Origin of the sequence: Buttiauxella sp., from assembly GCF_049686335.1 — a bacterium.
In the GTDB taxonomy this organism is placed as follows: Bacteria; Pseudomonadota; Gammaproteobacteria; order Enterobacterales; family Enterobacteriaceae; genus Buttiauxella.
In genome coordinates this window covers 13,469-39,801 of the sequence record NZ_JBAVHX010000015.1, presented here as the reverse complement: position 1 = coordinate 39,801, position 26,333 = coordinate 13,469, and the positions used below count along the sequence as shown (strand labels likewise).

Sequence of the window (26,333 nt, the reverse complement as noted above, 5' to 3'; positions counted from 1 at the left end):
CAAAGCATAGCCTTTGCTGCGAGAGATGCCGCAAACCGGTAGTTTTACAGATGACGTTCCGTATGCGCTTGCTATGCTTATGGAAATATCGTCATAGGGAAAACATCATGACTGCACCGCTGCTGGTTGCCAGAACCACTGAACAAGAACTGTATCTACTGCCCGGTATGGCCAACCGCCATGGGCTGATAACCGGTGCGACCGGCACGGGCAAAACGGTGACGCTGCAAAAACTGGCCGAGTCGTTTTCGCAGATTGGTGTCCCGGTGTTTATGGCGGATGTTAAAGGCGATCTCACGGGCATCGCGCAAGAAGGTGCTGCATCTGAAAAGCTGCTCGCACGGCTGGCGAAAATTGGCGTGACCGACTGGTCTGCGCATAACAATCCTGTGGTGCTGTGGGACATTTTTGGTGAAAAAGGCCATCCAGTACGCGCGACCGTTTCTGACCTTGGGCCGCTACTCCTTTCGCGGCTGCTTAACCTTAATGAGGTGCAGGCAGGTGTGCTGCAAATCATCTTCCGTATTGCGGACGACCAGGGCCTGTTACTGCTCGATTTCAAAGACTTACGCGCCGTGACGCAGTACATCGGCGATAACGCGAAATCTTTTCAGAACCAGTACGGCAACATCAGCAGTGCGTCGGTGGGCGCGATTCAACGCGGCCTGCTACAACTTGAGCAACAAGGCGCTGAGTATTTCTTTGGCGAGCCGATGCTGGATATCAAAGACTGGATGCGCACCGATGCCAACGGTAAGGGCGTTATCAATATCCTGTCTGCCGAAAAGCTTTACCAGATGCCGAAGCTTTATGCCGCCAGTTTGCTGTGGATGCTGTCAGAAATCTATGAACAGCTACCCGAAGCCGGCGACCTGGAAAAGCCTAAATTAGTCTTCTTTTTTGATGAAGCGCATCTGCTGTTTAACGATGCGCCGCAAGTACTGCTGGATAAAATCGAGCAGGTTATTCGCCTGATTCGCTCAAAAGGTGTGGGGGTGTATTTCGTTTCCCAAAACCCGTCAGACATTCCAGACACCGTGCTCGGACAGTTGGGTAATCGAATCCAGCATGCGTTGCGTGCCTTTACGCCGAAAGACCAGAAAGCGGTGAAAACCGCCGCACAAACCATGCGGGCTAACCCTAAATTCGACACCGAAAAAGCGATTCAGGAGCTGGGTACCGGCGAAGCACTTATCTCGTTACTGGACGAAAAAGGCAGCCCAACGGTCGTCGAGCGCGCCATGGTTATCGCGCCTTGTTCTCGCATGGGGCCCGTCACCGACGACGAACGTAACGGATTACTCAATCACTCTGCACTGTATGGTAAATACGATGAGACGGCTGACAGGGAATCAGCCTATGAGCGCTTACAGAAGGGCGTGCAAGCTGCGGGTGAGGAGCAAAATGCGCCGCCTGCGAAAGGTGAATCGGTTGCGGTAGATGGCGGAATTCTGGGTGGGCTGAAAGATATTCTTTTTGGAACTACCGGGCCACGCGGCGGTAAGAAAGATGGTGTGGTGCAAACCATGGCGAAAAGTGCTGCACGTCAGGTGACCAATCAAATTATACGCGGCGTATTAGGCAGTATCATGGGTGGGCGAAAACGTTAACGACTCTGCGGTACTGTTTTTGTAGGTCGGGTTAGCGTAAGCGACACCCGACAACAATTTATGGCCTGGTGGATGTCGCTTGCGCTAATCCACCCTACGTCCCCAATCCCTTAACCGGAGCGCTTCATCATTAGCCACAGGCTTATGAGGAAGAATGTGGCACTTGGCAACAATGCGCCCAAAATCGGTGGGATGCTGTACACCAGACTCAGCGGGCCAAAGATTTGGTCGAGCACGTAGAACACAAAACCAAAGCTGATACCGGTGACGACCCTCACCCCCATCGGCACACTACGCAGCGGGCCGAAGATGAACGACAGCGCCATTAACATCATGACCGCGACAGACAGCGGCGCAAAGATTTTGCTCCACATATTGAGCTGGTAACGCCCGGCATCTTGTCCGCTGGCCTTAAGGTATTTCACGTAGTTATGCAGGCCGCTAATCGACAGCGCATCCGGGTCGAGTGCTACCACGCCCAGTTTGTCTGGAGTGAGGTTAGTTTTCCACTCGCCACTGACTGTCTGTGAGCCGGTAATTTGTTTCTCGTCACTGAGATTAGACTCATCGACCTGAGACAAGCGCCAGACTTTATGCTCTGCATCATATTGCGCTGAAGCAGCATAACGCACTGATTCGAGGCGGCGCTCTTGAGTAAAGCTATAGATGCTAACGCCTGCGAGATCGTTGTTACCTTTCACACGTTCGATATAGACAAAGTTATGGCCATCTTTCGCCCACAAGCCTTGTTGAGTCGTTAATAACGAACCACCGTACATCTGCTGCGCACGGTAGTTACGTGCCATTTGTTCGCCTTGCGGAGCCACCCATTCGCCAATCGCCATTGTCAGCAACACCAGCGGAATCGCGGTTTTCATTACTGACAATGCAATTTGCAGACGAGTAAAACCGGAGGCTTGCATAACCACCAGCTCACTACGCTGAGCCAACATACCCAGCCCCAACAATGCACCGAGGAGTGCGGCCATTGGGAAGAAAATCTGGATGTCTTTTGGGATACTCAGAACGGTATACACCCCCGCCCCTAACGCCGAATAGCTGCCCTGACCGGCCTTTTTCAACTGGTCGACAAACTTAATAATGCCCGACAGCGACACCAGCATGAACAGCGTCATCATGATGGTGGTGAAGATGGTTTTACCGATATAACGGTCGAGAACACCAAACATTTATGCCGCTCCTCGTGTTTTGCTAAAGCGTGCACGTAGCTGACGCATCGGCACCGTATCCCACACATTGAGCACAACTGCGATGGCAAAATAGACCAGGTTAACCAACCACATCCAAATCATCGGGTCGATTTTCCCCTTCGCCGCATTCGATTTCAGGGACGTCTGAAGCAGGAAGAACACCAAATACAGCAACATGGCAGGGAGCATAGACAGCACACGGCCCTGGCGCGGGTTTACCACGCTCAACGGAACGACCATCAATGCCATGATAAATACGGTCACCACCAGCGTCAGACGCCAGTGTAATTCTGCGCGAGCGTTAGGCGCATCGCTTGCCCACAAGGTGCGCATGTACATCTGACTGGAGTCATCGGGATCAAGCGCTACCGCCTGGTGCCCAACAATTGCCTGATAATCCTGGAAGTCAGTAATACGGAAGTCACGCAACAGCGCAGTGCCTTCAAAACGCGTACCGGTATTAAGTGTTACAACCTGGGAGCCATCTGGCCGTTGTGATAAATGACCGGAATCAGCCACCACCACAGAAGGACGTGCATTACCTTTCGGGCGCAATTGCGCAAGGAACACATCTTTAAAGCTTGAACCGCTGACACTCTCGATAAACAGCACTGAGTTGCCATCGGTCGCTTGCTGGAATTGCCCTTGAGCCAGAGCCGCCATGCCAGGGTTTGCTTTAGCTTCCGCCAACACTTCATCCTGATGACGTGAAGACCATGGGCCGAGCCACATCACGTTGATGGTAGCCACTGCGCCGGTAAAGAGTGCGAGGATCATTGCAGCTTTGATCAGCACCGCTTTACTCAAGCCGCAAGCATGCATTACCGTGATTTCACTTTCGGTATACAGACGACCAAACGTCATGAGTAGCCCAAGGAACAGGCTAAGAGGCAGGATAAGTTGCGCCATCTCAGGCACGCCCAGCCCTAAGAGGGAGAAAACGAGATTTGTCGGAATGTCGCCGTCAACCGCCGCACCAAGGATCCTGACAAGCTTCTGACAAAAGAAGATCAGCAGCAGGATGAAGAGGATCGCAAGTTGGCTTTTGAACGTCTCCCGAACCAGATATCTTATGATAATCACATTAAATACGCCTGTGAAAACGAGTCTTTTTGCAGGAAAATCGCTTGTTTCATCGCTTATACGTCATTTATTCTCTTGAGTCGTCGAAAACATCGCTAAGCTTAAGAAGCTCAGCCTGTTTCTGGCACAGGGTGATTTAATTGACGTCGCCAAAACAGTAAAAACATACTCGTAAGATTAACACGAAGTCATCGCAACCGCGGACATGAGTTACGTAAGCTTGCAATTCTAGCTGTAGCCACCGTCGTTGTCTTTAAGATTCAGGAGCGTAGTGCATGGAGTTCAGTGTAAAAAGCGGTAGCCCCGAGAAACAGCGTAGTGCCTGCATCGTTGTGGGAGTCTTTGAACCGCGTCGCCTGTCCCCGGTCGCCGAACAACTCGATAAAATCAGCGATGGCTACATCAGCGCCTTATTGCGCCGTGGTGAGCTCGAGGGAAAACCCGGCCAAACGTTATTGCTTCACCATGTTCCGAACGTGCTTTCTGAGCGCATTCTGCTGATTGGTTGTGGCAAAGAACGCGAACTGGATGAGCGTCAGTATAAGCAAGTTATCCAGAAAACGATCAACACGCTAAATGATACTGGCTCGATGGAGGCCGTTTGCTTCCTGACCGAATTGCACGTCAAAGGCCGTAACACTTACTGGAAAGTACGCCAGGCAGTGGAAACGGCAAAAGAGTCTTTGTATAGCTTCGATCAGTTGAAGACCAACAAAAGCGAGCCACGTCGCCCGCTGCGTAAAATGGTCTTTAACGTGCCAACTCGTCGCGAACTGACGAGTGGCGAGCGCGCCATCCAGCACGGTCTGGCGATTGCTGCCGGTATTAAAGCGGCCAAAGATCTTGGCAATATGCCACCCAACATCTGTAACGCAGCGTATCTGGCTTCCCAGGCGCGTCAGCTGGCGGACTCTTTCAGCAAAAACGTTGTGACTCGTGTTATCGGCGAGCAACAGATGAAAGAGCTGGGCATGCACTCTTACCTCGCGGTGGGTGATGGTTCCCAGAATGAATCGCTGATGTCGGTAATCGAATACAAAGGCAATAACTCACCGGATGTGCGCCCAATCGTGCTGGTCGGTAAAGGCCTGACATTCGACTCCGGCGGTATTTCTATCAAACCTGCCGAAGGTATGGATGAGATGAAATACGACATGTGCGGCGCGGCTTCTGTGTACGGCGTGATGCGTATGGTGGCGGAACTTAACCTGCCGATTAACGTGATTGGCGTGCTGGCAGGCTGTGAGAACATGCCTGGTGGACGTGCTTATCGCCCGGGTGATGTGCTGACAACCATGTCTGGTCAAACTGTTGAAGTGCTGAATACCGATGCAGAAGGCCGTCTGGTATTGTGTGACGTGCTGACCTATGTTGAACGCTTCGAGCCAGATGTGGTTATCGATGTGGCAACACTGACTGGCGCATGTGTGATTGCACTGGGCCATCACATCACCGGTTTGATGTCGAACCACAATCCGTTGGCACACGAATTGATCGGCGCGTCCGAACAAGCCGGTGACCGTGCATGGCGCTTGCCGATTGCTGATGAATATCAGGATCAGCTGGACTCCAATTTTGCTGATATGGCAAACATCGGTGGTCGTCCGGGTGGCGCAATTACTGCGGCCTGCTTCCTGTCTCGCTTTACCCGTAAGTACAACTGGGCTCACCTGGATATCGCAGGGACAGCCTGGCGTTCAGGTAAAGCCAAAGGCGCGACCGGTCGTCCAGTGGCGTTACTGTCACAATTCCTGTTGAACCGTTCAGGCTTTAACGGCGAAGAGTGATTTAGCGCCCTCACCCTAACCCTCTCCCCCAGGAGAGGGGATTGTCGGGCTTTCTCCTTCTCCCTGGGGAGAAGGTCGGGATGAGGGAGAAACACCATTCAATATAAAAAGCTGGCCAAATGAAAAACGCGACGTTCTACCTGCTCGACAATGACACGCCCTCCGGGGATCTGAGTGCCGTTGAAGCGTTGGTGTGTGAACTGGCGGCAGAAAGCTTTCGCGCAGGAAAACGCCTGCTGATTGCTTGTGTTGATGAACAACAAGCTATCCGTCTGGATGAAGCACTTTGGCAGCGCGACGCACATGCGTTTGTACCGCATAATCTTGCCGGTGAAGGCCCACGTTATGGTGCGCCGGTAGAATTGGCCTGGCCGCAGCGACGTGGTAGTTCACCACGCGATGTACTGATTAGCCTGTTGCCGCAGTTCGCAGATTTTGCCACCGCTTTCCATGAAGTGATAGACTTCGTACCTTACGAAGAATCCCAGAAACAACTGGCCCGTGATCGCTACAAGGCGTATCGCGTTGCTGGTTTCCACTTGACTACGGCGACTCATACCCCGCCGGGAACGACATAGCAGACAATGGAAAAGACATATAACCCGCAAGATATCGAACAGCCGCTTTACGAGCACTGGGAACAGCAGGGCTACTTTAAACCAAATGGCGATACCAGCCAGGAAAGCTTCTGCATCATGATCCCGCCGCCGAACGTTACCGGCAGCTTGCATATGGGTCACGCCTTCCAGCAGACGATCATGGACACCATGATTCGTTACCAGCGCATGCAGGGTAAAAACACCCTGTGGCAGGCGGGCACTGACCACGCCGGCATCGCGACCCAGATGGTCGTCGAGCGCAAAATTGCCGCCGAAGAAGGTAAAACACGCCACGACTACGGTCGTGACGCCTTTATCGAGAAAATCTGGCAGTGGAAGGCAGAGTCTGGTGGCACCATCACCCGTCAGATGCGTCGTCTTGGCAACTCCGTAGACTGGGAGCGCGAGCGCTTCACCATGGACGAAGGTCTGTCCAACGCGGTGAAAGAAGTGTTCGTTCGCCTGTACAAAGAAGACCTGATTTATCGCGGCAAGCGCCTGGTAAACTGGGACCCGAAACTGCGTACCGCTATTTCCGATCTGGAAGTGGAAAATCGCGAGTCCAAAGGTTCCATGTGGCATCTGCGTTATCCGCTGGCTGACGGCGCGAAAACCGCCGATGGCAAAGATTACCTGGTTGTCGCAACCACGCGTCCAGAAACCGTGCTCGGTGATACCGGTGTGGCAGTCAACCCAGAAGATCCGCGTTACAAAGATCTGATTGGCAAATTCCTTGTGCTGCCGCTGGTTAACCGCCGCATTCCTATTGTTGGCGACGAACACGCTGACATGGAAAAAGGCACCGGCTGTGTGAAAATCACGCCTGCACATGACTTTAACGACTATGAAGTTGGCCGTCGTCACGCCCTGCCAATGATCAACATTCTGACCTTCGACGGTGACATCCGCGAAACGGCAGAAGTGTTCGATACCAACGGCGAAGAAGCCGATGTGTATAGCAACGAAATTCCGGCTCAGTTCCAGAAACTTGAGCGTTTCGCCGCGCGTAAAGCCGTTGTTGCTGCATTCGAAGAAATGGGTCTGCTTGACGAGATCAAACCACACGATCTAACCGTACCTTACGGCGACCGTGGCGGCGTGGTTATCGAGCCAATGCTGACCGACCAATGGTACGTGCGCACTGCACCGCTGGCGAAAGTCGCGGTTGAAGCGGTAGAGCAAGGCGACATTCAGTTCGTGCCAAAACAGTACGAAAACATGTACTTCTCCTGGATGCGCGATATTCAGGACTGGTGTATTTCTCGTCAGCTGTGGTGGGGCCACCGCATCCCGGCCTGGTACGATGCCGAAGGCAACGTCTACGTGGGCCGTAACGAAGCGGAAGTTCGTGCTGAAAACAATCTTGGCGACGACGTTGCGCTTAACCAGGACGAAGACGTACTGGACACGTGGTTCTCTTCCGGCCTGTGGACGTTCTCCACGCTCGGCTGGCCTGAGAACACCGAAGCGCTGCGCACCTTCCATCCGACCAGCGTGATGGTCAGCGGCTTCGACATTATCTTCTTCTGGATTGCACGCATGATCATGCTGACCATGCACTTCATCAAAGATGAAGACGGCAAGCCACAGGTTCCGTTTAAAACGGTCTACATGACCGGTCTTATCCGTGATGACGAAGGGCAGAAAATGTCCAAGTCCAAGGGTAACGTTATCGATCCACTGGATATGGTTGACGGTATTTCCCTTGAAGACCTGCTGGAAAAACGCACCGGTAACATGATGCAGCCGCAACTGGCTGAGAAAATCCGTAAGCGTACCGAGAAGCAATTCCCGAACGGTATCGAGCCGCACGGCACCGATGCACTCCGCTTTACGCTGGCAGCGCTGGCTTCTACAGGCCGCGATATCAACTGGGACATGAAGCGCCTGGAAGGTTACCGTAACTTCTGTAACAAGCTGTGGAACGCCAGCCGTTTCGTGATGATGAATACCGAAGACCAGGATTGCGGCTTTAACGGCGGCGAGATGGTTCTGTCACTGGCGGATCGCTGGATCCTGGCGGAATTCAACCGCACCGTGAAAGCATACCGTGAAGCGCTGGACAGCTATCGCTTTGATATTGCTGCTAACATTCTGTATGAATTCACCTGGAACCAGTTCTGTGACTGGTATCTGGAGCTGACCAAACCAGTAATGAATAGCGGCTCAGAAGCGGAACTGCGCGGCACGCGTAATACCCTGATCAACGTGCTGGAAGGTTTGCTGCGCCTGGCGCATCCAATCATTCCGTTCATCACCGAGACCATCTGGCAGCGCGTGAAAACCTTCAAAGGCATCAGCGACGATACCATTATGCTGCAGCCGTTCCCGGCGTATAACAGCGCGCAGGACGACGAAGCGGCGTTCTCTGATACCGAGTGGCTGAAGCTGGCGATCACCGCTGTACGTAACGTACGTGCCGAGATGAACATCTCTCCGGGCAAACCACTGCCAATCCTGCTGCGTAATGTGAGCGCGGAAGCCGAACGTCGCGTCAATGCGAACCGTACCTTCCTGCAAAACCTGGCGCGACTGGAAAGCATCACTCTGCTGCCTGCTGATGATAAAGGTCCGGTTTCCGTGACCAAAATTATCGACGGTGCAGAACTGCTGATCCCAATGGCAGGCCTGGTCGACAAAGCCGCTGAACTTGCGCGTCTGGATAAAGAGATGGCCAAGTTGGATGTCGAAATTGCTTCTATCGAAAACAAGCTGTCTAACGAAGGTTTTGTGGCGCGCGCGCCAGAAGCCGTTGTCGCAAAAGAACGCGAACGTCTGACTGCATGTGGCGAAGCTAAAGTGAAACTGACTGAGCAGAAAGCGACGATTGCTGCGCTGTAATTCGTTTCTCTGACAGTGAAAAGGCCGGGAGATTTCCCGGCCTTTTTTATGGCTACAAACTTAAATTCGGCACCAATCCGCGTGAAAGTCGGCTTACGATATCTGTGGCAATTTTTTCATTATGATCCTGCAAAATCAGTTCATCTAAATCACCATCAACCCATGTGTTATTCGCCAGGTAATGGCAATAACGAATACGCGCCCATGGGTAACCAAAGCCTAACGTACAAACAGTGATCAAAAGATTGATGATTAATTGTGTAATAAAACCGACTACGGTCAGCGTTGAGCGGAAGGCGATTTTTTCACTCAACACAACAGTATTAAAATAGTAATGACGAAGTTTTACTGACAAGAAACTAATGCAAACTATTACACCAACCAGATAAATGACATAACATAAAATAATATTAGTTTGCAGACTTTTCATGGTATCAGAAGCCACTAGCTGTTCGATATCTCCTGATATTCCAATAGAGATCAACTCCAGTAAGTTAGGTAAAATCAACCCCATGATAACGATTAAAAACGGGATCAAAATTAGCATAGTGTAAAAACAAATCAGAACGCATTTTTTAATACTCACTTGCGCTGCAAACTGTTGCGTCCCAAAACTCAAGTTATTAAAAAATAACTTAAGCCATAATCCAACCGTGACGCCCTGTACAACACTGCAGGCCATCACAGCCACGATAATGGAGAATGCAAAAGTCGTCATTACCCTCGATAAATCAAAAGGATTTATCGCAATGCTAACGGAGATCATGATATTACAAATTAAAAAGACAACCCCGAGCATCAATAACGGGCAACCTAGAATAGCCCACCATGCTTGTACCCCACTCGACTTAAAATTAAATCGTACGCCATTGAGCGTGGTAGATTGCATTTGATAACGCACGCTCAGCATCATCAAATAGGGAAGAAACATGACCATTAAAGCAATAAGAAAAAATGCCAAAAAGACGCTATGGGAATGTATTGCAGCTTGCGTAGCGAACACAAAAATACAGACGCATAACCAACTAATAAATATTGAACCGCCAGTCACATTATAAGAAAAGCTGGAGCCTGACAATTCTGTATTGTCGTATAAATAGCGCTTCGAACGAACAATTGCCCATGGTGTAAAAATGCCGAGTGTCACTGCCATTAACAATAAATTTACAATCAATACTAAAAAATACTCATGACCCGATCCACGGAATATTATTCTTCGTGAATTATCGGCCTCTATATAACCCTGTTGATCAGACATATATTTCCTTATGGAATGATTCCACTTATTTTTGTTAACTATTGATATAAAAAGACTTGCCAAAGATATTCAACCATAAATTACACACTCTAAATACTCCGGAATGGGATCCACAGTCCACTCCAGAAACTTGCTTGTTATGTTTCACAGTGGTATTAAAATGAGCTGTCTTTACCCCTTCATTAATGAGTTACGCCATGAATCTTGCTGCTCCGGTTGAAATCGCACTGCGCCGGATAACCGCCCACGACAATGCGGCTATCGCGCGTGTTATCCGCGAAGTCTCTGCTGAATACGGTTTAACTGCCGACAAAGGCTATACCGTAGCCGATCCTAATCTGGATGAATTGTTCCAGGTTTATAGCAAGCCAGGGCATGCTTTCTGGATTGTCGAACTGGATGGCAAAGTAGTGGGTGGCGGTGGCGTCGCGCCATTAAGCTGTAGCGAGCCGGATATTTGTGAATTGCAGAAGATGTATTTCCTGCCCGTTGTGCGCGGCAAAGGTCTGGCAAAACGTCTGGCTTTGCAGGCAATGGATTTTGCCCGGGAAGAGGGTTTTAAACGCTGCTATCTGGAAACCACCGCATTTCTGTTAGAAGCGATTGCGTTGTACGAGCGTCTGGGCTTTGAACATATTTCTGAACCGCTTGGCTGTACCGGCCATGTGGACTGCGAAGTGCGGATGATTAAGTCTCTGTAATCGTTGTGGAACGAGGTTGCTGGATCATGTCGATCCAGCAACCCTTTCAACGCTTACTGGGTAGCTAAACGTTGAATGCGTTTATCGCGGCGGATTTTGCGTTCTTCCATTACCGCGACCATTGCCATCAGCACGATACAGCCAATTGCCGCCGCATCCAGTGCTGCGAAAGTCCCCGCCCAACCGGTCAGGCCAAAGATTGGCGTACCGTCAGCAATCATCCCCAGCCCCAATTTAGCGAAGCTGTCACCGATAAGATAAGCGAAGGTTCCTTTGATGCCGTCGGCGGCACCGATAGCTTTCTTAGGCACGAACCCAACCGCCGCCACACCAATCAGCAACTGCGGGCCAAACACCAGGAAGCCCAGCGCGAACAACGATGCCAGATAGACATACTGGTTGCTGGCGTGCTGATAAATGCCGAGCGTCGCAATGATCAGTGCCAGTGCCACACAGGCTACCAGCGCGCGACGACCATTCGCCAGATCCGACAGCCAACCCCACAACAGCGTGCCGACCAGTGCGCCCACTTCAAACAGGGTAAAGCCCTGAATTGCCACTTCTTTGGAAAGCTTCAGCTCCTGGAAGGCATAAACCGTGGACCACTGGTCAATACCGATGCGCACCACGTAGAGGAAGATGTTGGAGAAACACAGCAGCCAGATGACTTTATTCTTCAGTACGTACTCGACGAAGATCTGCCATTTGGTCATCGACTCATCTTCAGTCTCTTTATCTTCTTCGCTGAGTTCTTCGCTAAACAGCTCTTCCGCTTTGCCCAGGCCGTAAGATTCAGGGGAATCGCTGCCATATCGCAGGCCAATAAAACCCACCACCAGCGCGATAATCGACGGGAAGATAAACATGCCAATCACGTGGCCATCGAACAGGAAGTTCGCGCCAAACAGTGCCACACCTGCTGCACCCGCTCCGCCGAGGTTATGGGAGATATTCCACAGGCCCAGGTAAGTTCCGCGCTTGCGACGAGGCGTCCATTTAGTGATGGTGGAGTAGCTGCATGAGCCACCCGCGCTCTGGAAGAAGCCGCTCAGAGCGTAGAAAGCAATCATCATAAACAGACTGACCGACCCCGTCCCCATGCTGGCGCTAAAGCCCAACATACAGATAGCCGAGAGGATCAGCATAAACGGCAGGAACTGTTTGGTGTTTTTGCCATCCGCATAGTAGGAAACCAGGGTTTTACCCACGCCGTAGGTGATGGAGAAGCCGAGGCCGATCATCCCCAGCTGCGTCATGCTTAACCCGTAGGTCGAGATCATGTCGTTCTGCGCGATGTTGAAGTTCTTACGGATCAGGTACATGGTCAGGTAGCCGATGAACACCACCAGATACGACTGCATGAACGGTTTGAACCACATCTTACGCCGCACATCGAGCGGCAGATCCAGGGTCGGCTTGCGCACCTGGTTTAATAAGGCCAGCATGGATTACTCCTGATTTAAAAACCTGCGTGATAGCAGGTATTGTAAAAATCAGCAGCGGCTTTGGCCTGAGACGGCTTCCAGGAGAAACCGGGAAAATTTCTTAGTTTTGCGCTATTCGAGGTAAAAAGGTGAGATGTATCACGCTTCGCTGCGGGTCTGTGGGGACTGAGCGTTAAGGAACGGGAGCAACAGCAGAGCTGAGATCCCCGCCGCGATGGCGATCACTGCGAAAAAACCATTCCAGTGCCAGATATCGATGACCCGTGCCAGCGGCCAGCCAGACAGAGAGGCACCGAGGTAAGCAAACAGACCAACAAAGCCGGTCGCCGCCCCAGCAGCCTCTTTGTGGGAGCACTCTGCCGCCGCCATACCGATCAGCATCTGCGGGCCAAACACAAAGAAGCCGGTGGTGAAGAAGCAGGCTGTCTGCATCACATAGCTGGCAAACGGCATCAGCCACAGCGAGCCGACCGAGAGCAAAATCCCGGCGGCAAATATCAGGTTCATCGGCCCACGGTTGCCGTTGAACAGTTTGTCCGAGCCCCAGCCTGCGACCAGTGCACCAATAAATCCTCCCAGCTCAAACATCGTGACTGCCGAGTTGGCGGTGACCAGATCCACGCCCAGCGTCTCTGACATGTAGAGATTGCCCCAGTCGTTGATGGCCGCCCGCACCACATAGACCAACACATAGCACAGTGACAGTAGCCAGATATAGGGGTTCTTCAGCACGTATTTGTAGAGGATTTCCCGACGCGTCAGTCCTGCGCCTTCCTGCTGTTGGGCGATTTCCAGTTCGTCGTGCCGCCAGTCACCTACCGCTGGCAAGCCCACTGTTTGCGGGCGATCGCGCAAGCGCCAGCAGAGAAATAGCCCGGCAAGAATCGCCAGCGAACCGGCGATCATCATCCCTGCACGCCAACCGTAATGCAGGGTCGCCGCGCCAACCACAATCGGGATCAGCGCCCCGCCGACGTTATGCGCGGTGTTCCATACCGCCCACCAGCCGCCGCGTTCGGTACGGGAGTACCAGGCCGTGAGCAAACGCGCGCACACCGGCGAGCCCCAGCCCTGGAAAAAGGCGTTCAGGGCCCACAACAGGCCAAATGCCCAAAGCGAGGTGGAGAAACCGAAAAGGATGTTAACAACTCCGGTCGCGATAAGCCCCAACCCCATGAAATAGCGGGCGTCAGAGCGGTCACTGACGATACCGGAGAAAAATTTCGACAACCCGTAAGTGATGTAAAACAGCGTCGCCAGCAGGCCGATATCAGTACGCGTCATCACGCCGCTGGCGAGGATTTCCGGCGCGGCAGCGTTGAAACTTTTACGGGTGAAGTAAAACAGCGCATAACCGAGCCAGATGGTTGTCAGAATGTGCCGACGCCAGTAGCCGTAGCGCGCGTCAATTTCAGCTTTATCGCTGATGGGGGTCGCCGCTGGGGGGACTTTCAGGAAAGATAACATCGCCAGTCCTTACGCATATCGCAATGGCAAACTGACGCTGACGCGCGTGCCGTGAGTACATGAAATGGCAAGAGTTCCGCCAAGTGCCGTGACGCGTTCGTGCATGCCTGCCAGGCCAAAACCCTGCTGTCCGGAGTCGGCTGGCAGACCGCTGCCGTCATCTTCAATCACCAGCATCAGCCGCTCGTCCTGCTGCCAGGCCTGAATGGTTACCGCGCTGGCGCTGGCATGCTTTACGATGTTGTTCAGCCCTTCCTGGCACACGCGGAATAATGTCACGCGCTGGCTTTCGCTCAGTGGCGGCTCGTCGATTTGCCAGTCGAGGTGGCTCACGATGCCACGGCCTTCCAGTTCCATTTCACGCATCAGCGAGCGAATCGCCTGTATCAGCGATAAATCATCCAGCTGGCGTGGACGCAGCCTTCCCAGCAGGCGGCGTACCGAATCATAAATTCCAAGAGATAGCTGTTCGATGTGCGCCCCACCCAGCTTCACGCCTTCATTGCCCGGAGCCAGCCGCTGCACAATGCCCGCCTGGGTACGAATCGCGGTAATCGTCTGGCCGATGTCGTCATGCAGCTCCCGCGCCACTTCGCGCCGCACGCTCTCTTCGGTTTCCAGCAGTCGTTCTGCAAGACGGCGGTTGCGTGCAAGTTCCGTTTGCAGGGACTGATTAAGCTCGCGCAGGCGTTGGATCCCCGCGCCGAGCAGCAGCCCGGTCAGGCTTTGTGCCAGCAGCGAAAGCAGCAAATCCACCGGATGATCGTGCCAGGTTTGGCTGGCGATCAGCGCAATGGCATTCATCAGCGTCGCGATCAATGCGCCCTGCCAACCGTAATGCCAGGCGAGAGCGATAATCGGCAGCGCCAGGCAGAACGGCGTAAAGCGGGCCAGTTCGTCAGGCAGCCCTAGTTGCAGCCACAGGCTGACCACAAACAGCAGCAAGTACCAGATAAGATGACGGGCGCGCCAGTTCACCGGCTGGGAAACGAGTCCGGGTCCCAGCGGTTGCCAGACGGTGCTGGTGAGATAGTGCCAGATGACAAGGCAGGTGGGCGCCAGAGTTAATCCGCCCGTCAGGGTGAGCAGCAACGCGTTTAGCGTCTCCTGCCCTTGTCCAATCCACGGCAGCGACTGTAACAACGCGGCAGCAATCAGCGCCCCGCCCTGACGCAGCAAGGTGCGCCAGTCACGTTGATGGCGATAGCGGGAGATCAGCGCCACCGGCAAAAGGGTCAGCACGCCGCCGATCATTAACAACGGAAGATGCGCCAGCGCCACTTCCTGCGCCAGCCAGCCAAGCATCAGCCACTCGGCTCCGAGCAATACCGGCCAGTAACCGCGCGGACATTGCAGCATCAAACCTAAACGCAGGCCGAAGGGAAACAGCAGCACTGCCAGCTCGGGCCGTTCCACCAGGTGCAGGCTGATGCTCCACAGGCAAAACCAGCTGGCCGCGAAGATAAAAAAGCTGGCGACGACTGAGATAAGCCGGGAGAAAAAGGGCTGCATTACCATCCGTCAAACAGGCGGTGAGCGAGCCCGACGTCGTTACTGACGCCGAGTTTTTCCATCAGATTGGCGCGATGGACGTGAACCGTCTTTGGCGACAGCCCAAGTTCGGTGGCAATCTCTTTGACCGCCATGCCCTGGGCGAGTTTTTCTGCCACCTGGCGCTCACGTTTGGTTAACGGATCCTGCCGTCCGGCCGCCAGTTTGATGGCGATGTCGGGCGTCAGGTAGCAGCCGCCTGCCGCCACCGTACGCACAGCGGCAATCAGCTCATCCGGGCTACACCGTTTGGAGAGAAAGCCGCGCGCGCCCGCGTTTAAAGCCTGCTCTACCAGCGCCGGGCTGTCGTGCACCGAGAGCATAATGGTCGCCATCCCTTTCGGGAGTTGACTGAGTAGTTCCAGCCCGGAAATATCCGGCATGGAGATGTCGCAAATACACACCTGCACGCCGCGCCCCGGCAGTCCGGCCAGCGCTTCGCGTCCGGAGCCAAACTCAACCACAATCTGAAAATCCGGTTCCAACCCCAACAACTGCGCAAAGCCGGAGCGGACGATAAGGTGGTCGTCAATAAGGGCGATGGTTGTCATGATACTTTCCAGGAAGGTAAAAACGCGCTTACCTTAGCGATAAGCGTGTTGCTGTTCAAGTCTTAAGCATTCCCTCGCCAGGCTGCTGCGCTTTAAGCCGTTGGAACGCCGCTGTGAAAACGAAATTCGCTATCCGGGCTGCTAATTGAAGCCGCTTCAACTTCGCCAAAGAAACGCACTCGATCGCTAATGTCCCTGCCGGCAATCTGTTCGGCTAAGGCTAAATAATCCTGATAATGGCGAGCTTCAGAACGCAGCAGCGACAAATAGAATTTCTGCAGCTCATCGTCCAGATGAGGTGCGAGTGCGGCAAAACGCTCACACGATCGCGCCTCGATATACGCGCCACAAATCAGTTTATCCACCAGCATCACTGGTTCATGGGTCCGCGTTTCGCCAAGCAACGCTTTTGCATAACGGCTGGCGGTGATTTTTACATAGGGAATGTTGCGGGCGAGCATAATCTCGCGCACCTGCCAGAAATGGTGCAGCTCCTCTTTAATCAACAAAAGCATGCTATCGATGAGTTGCTGGCCCCAGGCAGTCTCCGTTTTTGGCATTACGCTTTTGCTCAGGGTTTTATGCAGTGCGATAAAATCGGGTTCTTTGCCTTCGCGGAAAGTGAAATCTTCGTAGGGTTTAAGCCAGTCAAGTAACGCCTGCGCACTGGTTTTATCCGCAACATATTTGCGAATAAAAAACATGGCCGTTTGCGCAGCTTTGAGTTCGCACACCAGATGGTCGGTCAGCAGCAAGGGCAAGTGCTCTGGCTGTCGCGCTTTTTCAATCCAGGCATCAGGCGTGGGGCAGTGCAGGAAATTAAGTACCGGTGAGAGGAGTTGCGGGTAGTTCATAATGGATGGTGGTCATTCCTTGATGTGCAGCGGCATCACACCGCTGCACGGATGAGATTAGTGGCGAACGCCGTCGTCATCTTCATCTAACATATCTTCGTCATCGCCTTCTTCACCCTCTTCGCCGTTCGGGTCTTCGAAGTAAGTGCCCCAACCGTCGTAATCCACACCGAATTTCTCGGCGAGGTTCAGCAGTTGTTCAACCTGCTCATCCAGCAGTTCGGCTTTCAGCGCACATTCGCTGAGTACGTCGCAGCAGATAACAGTGTCACCCTCTTCCACTTCCAGCTCTTCTGGGTCAGTCACTTCGTAACCCATCTTGAATGCTTCAACAGCGGCTTTTTCAAGAGTTTCGAAATCGTCTGCGGAAAGGTGATGCTCGATAGTGTACAGCGCGTCAGGATCGCTGCCGTCTTCCAGTAATTCTTCAATAATCAAACGCGTCTCTTCGCGCTGCTCTTCCAGCAGTTCTGGATTTGCCATGGCCCTTTCCTCAATTTTGTAGGCAGATACTTCTATTTTCACACACGGCTGAGTTTGCCTCCACCTTTCCCGCTAAAGATTTTACTTTCGGGGTTGCAAATGAATATTCATACATATAAATTGAATTTATATTCAATCACTGGCGTGTGCCATAAGAGGAAGATATGAGTCATTTTTATCAAAAGCATTTCCTGAAATTACTGGATTTTACCCCTGCACAACTTAACGAATTGCTCGCCCTGTCAGCCAAACTGAAAAACGACAAGAAAAAAGGCACAGAAGTTCAACATCTTACAGGTAAAAATATTGCGCTCATCTTCGAAAAAGACTCGACTCGTACCAGGTGCTCTTTCGAAGTTGCCGCATTTGACCAGGGTGCGCGAGTCACTTATCTCGGCCCAAGCGGCAGCCAGATTGGGCATAAAGAATCAATTAAAGATACCGCGCGTGTTTTAGGCCGGATGTACGATGGCATTCAGTATCGCGGGTTTGGCCAGGAAATCGTTGAAACGCTGGCGCAGTATGCAGGTGTTCCCGTCTGGAACGGGCTGACTAATGAGTTCCACCCGACGCAATTACTGGCGGATTTGCTGACTATGCAAGAGCATTTGCCGGGCAAAACCTTCCAGCAGATGACGCTGGTTTATGCAGGCGATGCGCGTAACAACATGGGCAATTCGATGCTGGAAGCAGCCGCATTAACTGGGCTGAACTTGCGCCTGGTGGCGCCGAAGGCCTGCTGGCCGGATGAAAAACTGGTCACTGAATGCCAGGCCCTGGCGGCGCACAACGGTGGAAACATCACTCTGACAGAAGATGTGGCTGCGGGCGTCAAAGGTGCCGATTTCATTTATACCGATGTGTGGGTGTCGATGGGCGAAGCCAAAGAGAAGTGGGCGGAGCGGATTAATCTGTTACGGGATTATCAGGTTAACAGCGCGATGCTGGCGCTGACGGGCAATCCTGAGGTGAAATTCCTGCATTGCCTGCCCGCTTTCCACGACGACCAAACGACGCTTGGCAAACAAATGGCGGAGCAATATGGAATGCACGGCGGCATGGAAGTAACGGACGAAGTGTTTGAATCGCCAAACAGCATTGTTTTTGATCAGGCTGAAAACCGCATGCACACCATTAAAGCGGTGATGGTTGCGACATTAGCCAAGTGACATCCCCTCACCCCGCCCTCTCCCCAAAGGGGCGAGGGTGAAAACAAGTATCCCCTCTATCCAAACGGGCGAGGGTGAAAACAAGTATCTCCTCTATCCAAACGGGCGAGGGTGAAAACAAGTATCCCCTCTCCCTCAGGGAGAGGGCCAGGGTGAGGGTGAGAATTCGTTATTCCACCAACATCTTCACGACAACTTTACGCACGGTCGCAGGTTTACCCACCGCGCACAGTGGCTTGTGAACTTCGCCTGGGTAGAACACCACGAAATCCCCTTCATTTAATACGACCGTTTTTTCCTGTACGCCTTCAGGCAGGAACGCGATGTCTTTATCCGCTAACCAGTCAGTCTCAGGCGTGCCAGCAGGCAGACAACTGAACGTCATCCCTTCCTGACCACTCATCACAATCTGGATATCCAGATAGCGCTGGTGAAATTCTGCCGGGCGATCTTCGATTGGCTGTGTGGAATCTTCGGAAACCAGCATAAACAGACGGTTACCATCAATATCATGCTTCCCAAGTGTCGTTTCTGGGGTGACGTGTTGTTTAACGTGCTCAATGGCCTGGCGCAGTTCTTCAGGAAGCCAGGATTGCAAAGAGTGGATGTTGCCAATAATCATGATTATTACCTTTTTTGAAACGATGTTTTATTATTGTATTTATACGAGCATTCAGCTTCTGTCGCTACGAGTTTTTAATGAAAACCTGCGCTACATCCTAAAAAAATCCAGTGGCATTGAGAGTGAGTTAATCGGATGCTTGCGGCGCAATACCTTGTGTTCTTTTTTTATGCAGAATTTATCATTATTAACTTTTCACACAGCTCACCCCTCACCGCACCAGACAGTAAAAACAACAGATAAAAACCATCCTGAGATCATAAAGCAGAGATATGATTCATAAATACGAAAATACACAGCATTTATTGCTAACATACATACAGTGAATAAAAATGCGAAAACAAATATAGAAAATGAATAATTATGATTCCGCGAGAAAACTGAGCAATGAGACAAACGGTTAACATTTACACCCCATCTCATTATCAACTCCCCTTATTTATGGGCAATATTCTTATCATGTGTGTCAACGTTCTTGAAGCGATGTGGCTATTTCATTGCTATTCACCTTTGCTTATAAAATAACTTCACATTTATATAACTCCGGCAAAATGATACTTTATTCATTTGACTTAAATAAAAACAATGTTTTATTTTCCAGATAAAAATCATTAGTGACCAACATCACGGTTTTATCTCTTCCACTGATTACAATGGCCTCGATTTCCCACCATAAAAGGAAATAGAAAATGGAAAACAATAATAAGTCCATGCCACATATCCGACGGGTTACGCATATTATGATGCTGATACACCGTAGCTGTTTTGATTTTCATCTCTTCAACTCTAAGTAAAATCCCCCCACGGCATCTGCTTTTGCGGATACTTGTGCCTGCTGGTCGTCAAACGTCGAATAATCCAGTAACCTGCTGAATAGCATGTTGTTATCTGTCGTTTAACGTACAGCGCCTGACTATCCCATTTAGCATATCCGCCAATCTGGTGAATTAAACACCTGGCATTTATCGACTCACATCAGTAATTCAATAATAAGAATTATTGCGGGTAGCTATTGCCTTTAAAAAAATAATAAGCATCGGAATCCCTGCGTGGAATATCTGACGGCTATGCCATACCTAAATTTTACTTAATCAGAATATCAGAGAAGAAAATAAAAATGGAAAAATTAAAAATAGCAGTTAATACCCTCACGACTGAATGCTTTAGCACCGAGCGTGAAATCGTCGATATAACCAATACTAATTTTACAGATGTGTCGGCTGCTGTTATTTCCGTCAAGGATGCGACTACGGGAATGTTGAATACCATTGAACAAACAGGTTTTGGTATTCCCATCTTTGTGGCGGTTTGTTGCGAAGAAGAGTTGCCCGCTGAAGTGCTGCCTCGTGTCACAGGGGTGTTTGAACTGTGCGATGGCAATGTAGATTTCTACGGCAAACAACTGGAAGCGGCAGCCGCTAAATATGAAAAAGAAGTGCTGCCACCGTTCTTTGGTAGCCTGGTGGAGTATGTGCAGCAGGGTAATGCCGCCTTCGACTGCCCAGGACATCAGGGTGGACAATTCTTCCGCCGCCACCCAGCCGGTCGCCAGTTCTTTGATTACTTTGGCGAAACTTTATTCCGCTCTGACCTTTGTAATGCTGACGTTTCCATGGGTGATTTGCTGATCCACGAAGGCGCGCCGTGTACGGCACAGATGCATGCGGCGAAAGTGTTTAATGCAGATAAAACCTACTTCGTTTTAAACGGGACCTCTTCATCTAACAAAGTGGTGTTAAACGCGTTGTTAGCCCCGGGCGATCTGGTGCTGTTTGACCGTAACAACCATAAATCCAACCACCACGGCGCATTGATTCAGGCGGGTGCCACACCGGTCTATCTGGAAACTGCGCGTAACCCGTTCGGTTTTATCGGCGGTATTGATGCTCACTGTTTCGAAGAAAAATATCTCCGTGATTTAGTGCGCGAAGTGGCGCCAAATCGTAGCGCTGAAAAGCGTCCGTTCCGTCTGGCGGTTATTCAACTGGGGACTTACGACGGCACAATTTATAACGCGCGTCAGGTCGTCGATAAGATTGGTCATCTGTGCGACTACATCCTGTTTGATTCTGCATGGGTGGGTTACGAGCAATTCATTCCGATGATGAATGACTGTTCACCGCTGTTGCTTGAACTGAATGAAAACGATCCGGGGATCCTGGTGACACAGTCGGTCCACAAGCAGCAGGCGGGCTTCTCTCAGACTTCGCAAATCCATAAAAAAGACAAACACATCAAAGGACAGGATCGCTATGTTAATCATAAACGTATGAACAACGCGTTTATGATGCATGCCTCCACCAGCCCGTTCTACCCGTTGTTTGCCGCCCTTGACGTTAACGCCAAAATGCATGAAGGCGAAAGCGGTAAACGCATGTGGATGGACTGCGTAAAAGTGGGGATTGAGACCCGTAAACTGCTGTTAAAACTCTGCAAACATATCCGTCCGTTCGTACCGGAAACCATTGATGGCCGTAAGTGGGAAGATTTTGATACGGAAACCATGGCAAACGACCTGCGTTTCTTTGACTTCATCCCGGGCGAACGCTGGCACTCATTTGATAATTACGCCGAACACCAGTACTTCGTCGACCCATGCAAACTGATGTTGACCACACCAGGTATCAACGTCCAGACCGGTGAATACGATAGTTTCGGCGTGCCGGCGACTATCCTCGCCAACTTCCTGCGTGAGAACGGTATCGTACCGGAGAAATGCGACCTCAACTCTATTCTGTTCCTGATGACGCCAGCCGAAGACATGGCGAAGATGCAGCATCTTGTTGCACAGATTGCGCGTTTTGAACGCCTGATTGAAGAAGATGCGCCGTTATCTGAAGTGCTGCCATCCATCTACAAATCTTACGAAGAACGCTACCACGGCTACACCATCCGTCAGTTGTGCCAGGAAATGCATGACCTGTACGTCAGTCATGACGTGAAGCAGCTGCAAAAAGAGATGTTCCGTAAAGATCACTTCCCGAAAGTGGTGATGAATCCTCAACAGGCAAACATTGAGTTTGTACGCGGAAACGTTGAATTAGTGGCGTTATCGCAGGTTGAGGGCCGCATCGCTGCTGAAGGTGCCCTGCCATATCCTCCAGGTGTTTTATGTGTTGTTCCTGGCGAGATCTGGGGCGGTTCGGTGCAGCGTTATTTCCTGGCACTGGAAGAAGGGATCAATCTGTTGCCGGGCTTTGCTCCTGAGTTACAGGGTGTGTACATCAAGCTGGATGATGACCGTAAAAAACGCGCTTATGGCTATGTTATTAAACAATAAATCTGAGATCAGCAAACGTCAGGGTTACTGGCAAAAACTGGTTTTTCCATAAAAAAAAGAAACAGCGAAGAAGCGTGACGCTTCCGGTTCTTCGCTACTCAAAATTATTAAAGGAACAGATTATGAGTAAAAAAAACAACAAAATGGGTGTCGTTCAGCTCACCATTTTGACCGCGGTAAACATGATGGGATCAGGGATCATCATGTTGCCGACCAAATTAGCGGAAGTGGGGACACTTTCAATCATTTCATGGTTAGTGACCGCGTTGGGTTCCATGGCTCTGGCCTATGCATTCGCTAAATGTGGCATGTTCAGTCGCAAGTCAGGTGGGATGGGCGGTTATGCAGAGTACGCCTTTGGCAAATCTGGCAACTTTATGGCGAACTACACTTACGGAGTTTCACTGCTGATTGCCAACGTCGCGATTGCGATTTCTGCGGTGGGTTACGGCACTGAATTATTGAATGCTACGTTATCGCCAATTGGCATTTGTCTTGCCACTATCGGCGTACTTTGGCTTGCGACGGCAGCAAACTTTGGCGGCGCACGCATCACCGGTCGCATCAGTGGCGTGACCGTTTGGGGCGTGATTATTCCGGTGCTGGGCATTTCAGTGATTGGTTGGTTCTGGTTCAGCCCTACACTGTACGTGCAGTCATGGAACCCGCATCATCTGCCTGTTTTTGAAGCTATCGGTTCTTCTATCGCCATGACTCTGTGGGCGTTCTTAGGTTTAGAATCTGCCTGCGCCAACACCGATGTGGTTGAAAACCCAGAGCGTAACGTTCCTATTGCTGTATTAGGTGGGACGCTTGGCGCGGCAGTTATCTACATCATTTCTACCAACGTGATTGCCGGTATTGTGCCGAATATGGACCTGGCGAATTCAACCGCGCCGTTTGGCTTAGCCTTTGCTCAGATGTTTACTCCAACCGTGGGTAAAATCATCATGGCATTGATGATTATGTCCTGCGTAGGTTCCCTGTTGGGTTGGCAATTCACCATCGCTCAGGTATTCAAATCCTCTGCGGATGAAGGCTATTTCCCTAAAGTGTTCTCTAAACTGACCAAAGCCGAAGCGCCGGTGAAAGGGATGATTGTTATCGTTCTTATCCAGAGCGGGCTGTCTTTGATGACCATCAGCCCATCGCTGAACAAACAGTTCAACGTGCTGGTTAACCTGGCAGTTGTGACCAATATTATCCCTTACATTCTGTCGATGGCGGCGTTGGTCATTATCCAGAAAGTGGCAAAAGTTGATGCTAAGAAAGCGCGTCTGGCGAACATCTTCGCATTTATTGGTGCGATGTATAGCTTCTACGCCCTGTATTCATCAGGTGAAGAAGCGATGATGTATGGTGCCATCGTGACCTTCCTGGGCTGGACGCTGTATGGCCTTATCTCCCCGCGTTTTGAACTGCGTAAAACAGGGGTCTGATGTAGCAAATCTTTGGCGACATCGTTCGGAGGTAAGTATCCACAGCAACCGATTGCTTACAGCGAAAATATGTGAATTATTCGCTTGAAGTGTCCACTTACACGCGTATAATGCGCCACAATTTGCCGGGAGGAAGCATGGTCCAGTGTGTTCAAAAAATTGCCACACCACGTCGTCTGAAAGACGGCGCGAACCTGTTTTTCTTTCCGTTGCTTCAATCAATTCCAAAGGCCCCTCGTTGAGGGGCCTTTTTTTTTGCCCGACGCCCGAGAACAGGAGATAACCATGGCTAACCCCCTATATCAAAAACATATCATTTCCATAAACGATCTCAGTCGTGAAGAGCTTGAACTGGTGCTCGCGACCGCGGCAAAACTGAAAGCCAACCCGCAACCTGAGCTGTTAAAGCACATCGTCGTTGCCAGCTGTTTCTTTGAAGCATCAACGCGTACCCGCCTTTCTTTTGAAACCGCCGTTCACCGCCTGGGGGCGTCTGTTGTCGGCTTCTCAGACAGCAGCAATACCTCCCTTGGCAAAAAAGGCGAAACGCTGGCCGATACCATTTCGGTTATCAGCACCTACGTTGACGCCATCGTCATGCGCCATCCGCAAGAAGGGGCGGCACGCCTGGCAACTGAATTCTCGGGCAATGTCCCGGTGCTGAATGCCGGTGACGGTGCCAACCAGCATCCGACTCAAACGCTGTTGGATTTGTTCACCATCCAGGAAACGCAGGGGCGTCTGGAAAACCTGAATATCGCGATGGTCGGTGACCTGAAATACGGCCGCACCGTGCACTCTCTGGCGCAGGCGCTGGCGAAGTTTGAAGGCAACCGCTTCTTCTTTATCGCGCCAAACGCGCTGGCGATGCCGAAGTACATTCTCGATATGCTGGATGAAAAAGGCATTGAGTGGAGCTGCCACGAAGCTATCGACGATGTCGTCGCTGACCTGGACATTCTGTATATGACTCGCGTACAGAAAGAGCGTTTAGACCCTTCGGAATACGCCAACGTGAAAGCGCAATTTGTTCTGCGTGCCGCAGACCTCGTGGATGCTCGCGAAAATATGAAAGTCCTGCACCCGCTGCCACGCGTTGATGAAATTACTACTGATGTCGACAAAACCTCCCACGCCTGGTATTTCCAGCAAGCAGGCAACGGTATCTACGCCCGCCAGGCACTGTTGGCGTTAGTTTTGAATCCTGAACTGGTTTGAGTAAGAGGAAGAGTAAGATGACACACGACAACAAATTACAAGTTGAAGCGATTAAACGCGGCACCGTTATCGATCACATTCCTGCTCAGGTGGGCTTTAAGCTGCTGACCCTGTTCCAGTTAACGGAAACCGACCAGCGCATCACTATCGGCCTGAACTTGCCGTCGCGGGAACAGGGCCGTAAAGACCTGATCAAAATCGAAAATACTTTCCTGACCGACGAGCAAGTTAACCAGCTGGCGCTGTATGCCCCCCACGCTACCGTCAACCGAATTGATGAATATGAAGTGGTTGGCAAAAGCAAACCGAGCCTGCCTTCGCGCATTGATAAAGTTCTGGTCTGCCCAAATACCAACTGCATCAGCCGCAGCGAACCGGTTCATTCTTCATTCGCAGTGAAAAAGAGCGGTGAAAGCATCAGCCTCAAATGCAAATATTGTGAGAAGGAGTTCGCACATTACGTTGTGCTGGCTGATTAATCATTGCCGACATAGCTCTCGTCCCTATAATGGACGGGAGCTTTTTTTTGTAGCTACCGGCTTGAAGGTCAAAATAATGTCGGATGACGCTCACGCTTATCCGACCTGTGAAAAGTCGTTGTAGGGTGGATAACCGTAAGCGTCATCCACCTACTCTATGAAGGGAATAACTATGTCTCGTACCATCAGCACCGAAAACGCCCCAGCAGCTATCGGCCCATATGTTCAGGGTGTCGATCTTGGCAGCATGATTATCACTTCCGGTCAGATCCCAGTTAACCCAAAAACCGGCACCGTGCCAGAAGATGTGGCGGCACAAGCACGTCAGTCTCTGGAAAACGTGCAGGCGATCGTTGAAGCGGCTGGCCTGAAAGTGGGCGATATCGTTAAAACGACCGTTTTCGTTAAAGATCTGAACGATTTCGCTACCGTGAATGCGACTTACGAAGCCTTCTTTACTGAGCACAACGCGACTTTCCCAGCGCGTTCTTGCGTAGAAGTCGCTCGTCTGCCAAAAGATGTGAAAATTGAAATCGAAGCGATTGCTATCCGCCGCTAAGGATATTCGCTAAAAGAAATGTCGGATGACGCGAAGCTTATCCGACCTACATTTTGATTTTGTAGATTTTGCAGATTTTGCAGATTTTGCAGATTTTGCAGATTTTGTAGGGTGGATAAGCGCAAG

General features: G+C 51.2%; 22 protein-coding genes. 12 read left to right on the top strand and 10 right to left on the bottom strand.

Annotated features, from left to right (window positions below; translation table 11 throughout):
• Positions 1-107: 107 nt before the first annotated feature.
• Positions 108-1,610 carry a helicase HerA-like C-terminal domain-containing protein gene (locus WBL83_RS12530; protein WP_424589458.1) on the top strand — a complete coding sequence of 501 codons (1,503 nt, stop codon included), beginning with the start codon at positions 108-110 and terminating at the stop codon, positions 1,608-1,610.
• Positions 1,611-1,720: 110 nt separating this feature from the next.
• Here WBL83_RS12530 and lptG read toward each other — a convergent pair whose 3' ends face one another.
• On the bottom strand, positions 1,721-2,800 hold the full coding sequence (lptG, locus tag WBL83_RS12525) for an LPS export ABC transporter permease LptG (protein ID WP_424589457.1): 1,080 nt from the start codon (positions 2,798-2,800) through the stop codon (positions 1,721-1,723).
• Positions 2,801-3,904, bottom strand: a complete 1,104-nt coding sequence (gene lptF / locus WBL83_RS12520) for an LPS export ABC transporter permease LptF (protein WP_424589456.1) — start codon at positions 3,902-3,904, stop codon at positions 2,801-2,803. It abuts the gene before it with no gap.
• Between the two features lie 275 nt (positions 3,905-4,179).
• Between lptF and pepA the strand changes: the two genes are divergently transcribed.
• The 3 genes from pepA to WBL83_RS12505 all read left to right on the top strand — a co-directional run bounded on the left by pepA (position 4,180) and on the right by WBL83_RS12505 (position 9,131).
• Entirely contained in the window at positions 4,180-5,691 is a 1,512-nt protein-coding gene (gene pepA / locus WBL83_RS12515; protein WP_424589455.1) for a leucyl aminopeptidase, read from the top strand.
• A 119-nt stretch (positions 5,692-5,810) separates the two neighbouring features.
• Positions 5,811-6,269 carry a DNA polymerase III subunit chi gene (locus tag WBL83_RS12510; RefSeq protein ID WP_424589454.1) on the top strand — a complete coding sequence of 153 codons (459 nt, stop codon included), beginning with the start codon at positions 5,811-5,813 and terminating at the stop codon, positions 6,267-6,269.
• 6 nt (positions 6,270-6,275) lie between these two features.
• Positions 6,276-9,131: a valine--tRNA ligase gene (locus WBL83_RS12505; RefSeq protein WP_424589453.1), complete on the top strand. Its 2,856-nt coding sequence runs from the start codon at positions 6,276-6,278 to the stop codon at positions 9,129-9,131.
• A gap of 52 nt (positions 9,132-9,183) precedes the next feature.
• Here WBL83_RS12505 and WBL83_RS12500 read toward each other — a convergent pair whose 3' ends face one another.
• A complete protein-coding gene (locus WBL83_RS12500; RefSeq protein ID WP_424589452.1) occupies positions 9,184-10,389 on the bottom strand; it encodes a YjgN family protein in 1,206 nt (401 codons plus the stop codon).
• Positions 10,390-10,586: 197 nt separating this feature from the next.
• On the opposite strand from WBL83_RS12500, the gene WBL83_RS12495 reads away from it, so the two are divergent.
• Positions 10,587-11,090, top strand: coding sequence for a GNAT family N-acetyltransferase (locus tag WBL83_RS12495; RefSeq protein WP_424589451.1), 504 nt, complete (start codon positions 10,587-10,589; stop codon positions 11,088-11,090).
• 53 nt (positions 11,091-11,143) lie between these two features.
• Here the strand turns inward: WBL83_RS12495 and uhpT are convergent, their stop codons facing one another.
• The 6 genes from uhpT to rraB form a co-directional block, all read right to left on the bottom strand.
• A complete protein-coding gene (gene uhpT / locus WBL83_RS12490; protein WP_424589450.1) occupies positions 11,144-12,535 on the bottom strand; it encodes a hexose-6-phosphate:phosphate antiporter in 1,392 nt (463 codons plus the stop codon).
• 138 nt (positions 12,536-12,673) lie between these two features.
• Positions 12,674-14,002 carry an MFS transporter gene (locus WBL83_RS12485; RefSeq protein WP_424589449.1) on the bottom strand — a complete coding sequence of 443 codons (1,329 nt, stop codon included), beginning with the start codon at positions 14,000-14,002 and terminating at the stop codon, positions 12,674-12,676.
• A gap of 9 nt (positions 14,003-14,011) precedes the next feature.
• Complete coding sequence (uhpB, locus tag WBL83_RS12480) at positions 14,012-15,514, bottom strand: signal transduction histidine-protein kinase/phosphatase UhpB (RefSeq protein WP_424589448.1); 1,503 nt, start codon at positions 15,512-15,514, stop codon at positions 14,012-14,014.
• Positions 15,514-16,104, bottom strand: coding sequence for a transcriptional regulator UhpA (gene uhpA / locus WBL83_RS12475; RefSeq protein ID WP_424589447.1), 591 nt, complete (start codon positions 16,102-16,104; stop codon positions 15,514-15,516). The genes uhpB and uhpA overlap by 1 nt, the downstream gene beginning before the upstream one ends.
• Before the next feature lie 92 nt (positions 16,105-16,196).
• Positions 16,197-16,958 (bottom strand): tRNA isopentenyl-2-thiomethyl-A-37 hydroxylase MiaE, encoded by a 762-nt coding sequence (gene miaE / locus WBL83_RS12470; protein ID WP_424589446.1) that lies wholly within the window; start codon positions 16,956-16,958, stop codon positions 16,197-16,199.
• Positions 16,959-17,015: 57 nt separating this feature from the next.
• A complete protein-coding gene (gene rraB / locus WBL83_RS12465) occupies positions 17,016-17,441 on the bottom strand; it encodes a ribonuclease E inhibitor RraB (RefSeq protein ID WP_424589445.1) in 426 nt (141 codons plus the stop codon).
• Between the two features lie 164 nt (positions 17,442-17,605).
• Here rraB and argF point away from each other — a divergent pair, with 164 nt between their 5' ends.
• Positions 17,606-18,610, top strand: coding sequence for an ornithine carbamoyltransferase (argF, locus tag WBL83_RS12460; protein WP_424589444.1), 1,005 nt, complete (start codon positions 17,606-17,608; stop codon positions 18,608-18,610).
• 169 nt (positions 18,611-18,779) lie between these two features.
• On the opposite strand, the gene WBL83_RS12455 is transcribed toward argF, so the two are convergent.
• Complete coding sequence (locus WBL83_RS12455; protein WP_424589443.1) at positions 18,780-19,232, bottom strand: YhcH/YjgK/YiaL family protein; 453 nt, start codon at positions 19,230-19,232, stop codon at positions 18,780-18,782.
• Positions 19,233-19,921: 689 nt separating this feature from the next.
• Here WBL83_RS12455 and speFL point away from each other — a divergent pair.
• The 6 genes from speFL (at position 19,922) to ridA (ending at position 26,207) form a co-directional block, all read left to right on the top strand.
• Positions 19,922-20,026: a leader peptide SpeFL gene (speFL, locus tag WBL83_RS12450; RefSeq protein ID WP_121814831.1), complete on the top strand. Its 105-nt coding sequence runs from the start codon at positions 19,922-19,924 to the stop codon at positions 20,024-20,026.
• Positions 20,027-20,349: 323 nt separating this feature from the next.
• Entirely contained in the window at positions 20,350-22,512 is a 2,163-nt protein-coding gene (speF, locus tag WBL83_RS12445; protein WP_424589442.1) for an ornithine decarboxylase SpeF, read from the top strand.
• Positions 22,513-22,634: 122 nt separating this feature from the next.
• Positions 22,635-23,951 (top strand): putrescine-ornithine antiporter, encoded by a 1,317-nt coding sequence (potE, locus tag WBL83_RS12440; protein WP_424589441.1) that lies wholly within the window; start codon positions 22,635-22,637, stop codon positions 23,949-23,951.
• 285 nt (positions 23,952-24,236) lie between these two features.
• On the top strand, positions 24,237-25,169 hold the full coding sequence (pyrB, locus tag WBL83_RS12435; protein WP_424589440.1) for an aspartate carbamoyltransferase: 933 nt from the start codon (positions 24,237-24,239) through the stop codon (positions 25,167-25,169).
• A gap of 17 nt (positions 25,170-25,186) precedes the next feature.
• A complete protein-coding gene (gene pyrI / locus WBL83_RS12430; protein ID WP_424589439.1) occupies positions 25,187-25,648 on the top strand; it encodes an aspartate carbamoyltransferase regulatory subunit in 462 nt (153 codons plus the stop codon).
• Positions 25,649-25,820: 172 nt separating this feature from the next.
• A complete protein-coding gene (ridA, locus tag WBL83_RS12425; protein ID WP_424589438.1) occupies positions 25,821-26,207 on the top strand; it encodes a 2-iminobutanoate/2-iminopropanoate deaminase in 387 nt (128 codons plus the stop codon).
• Positions 26,208-26,333: the final 126 nt, after the last annotated feature.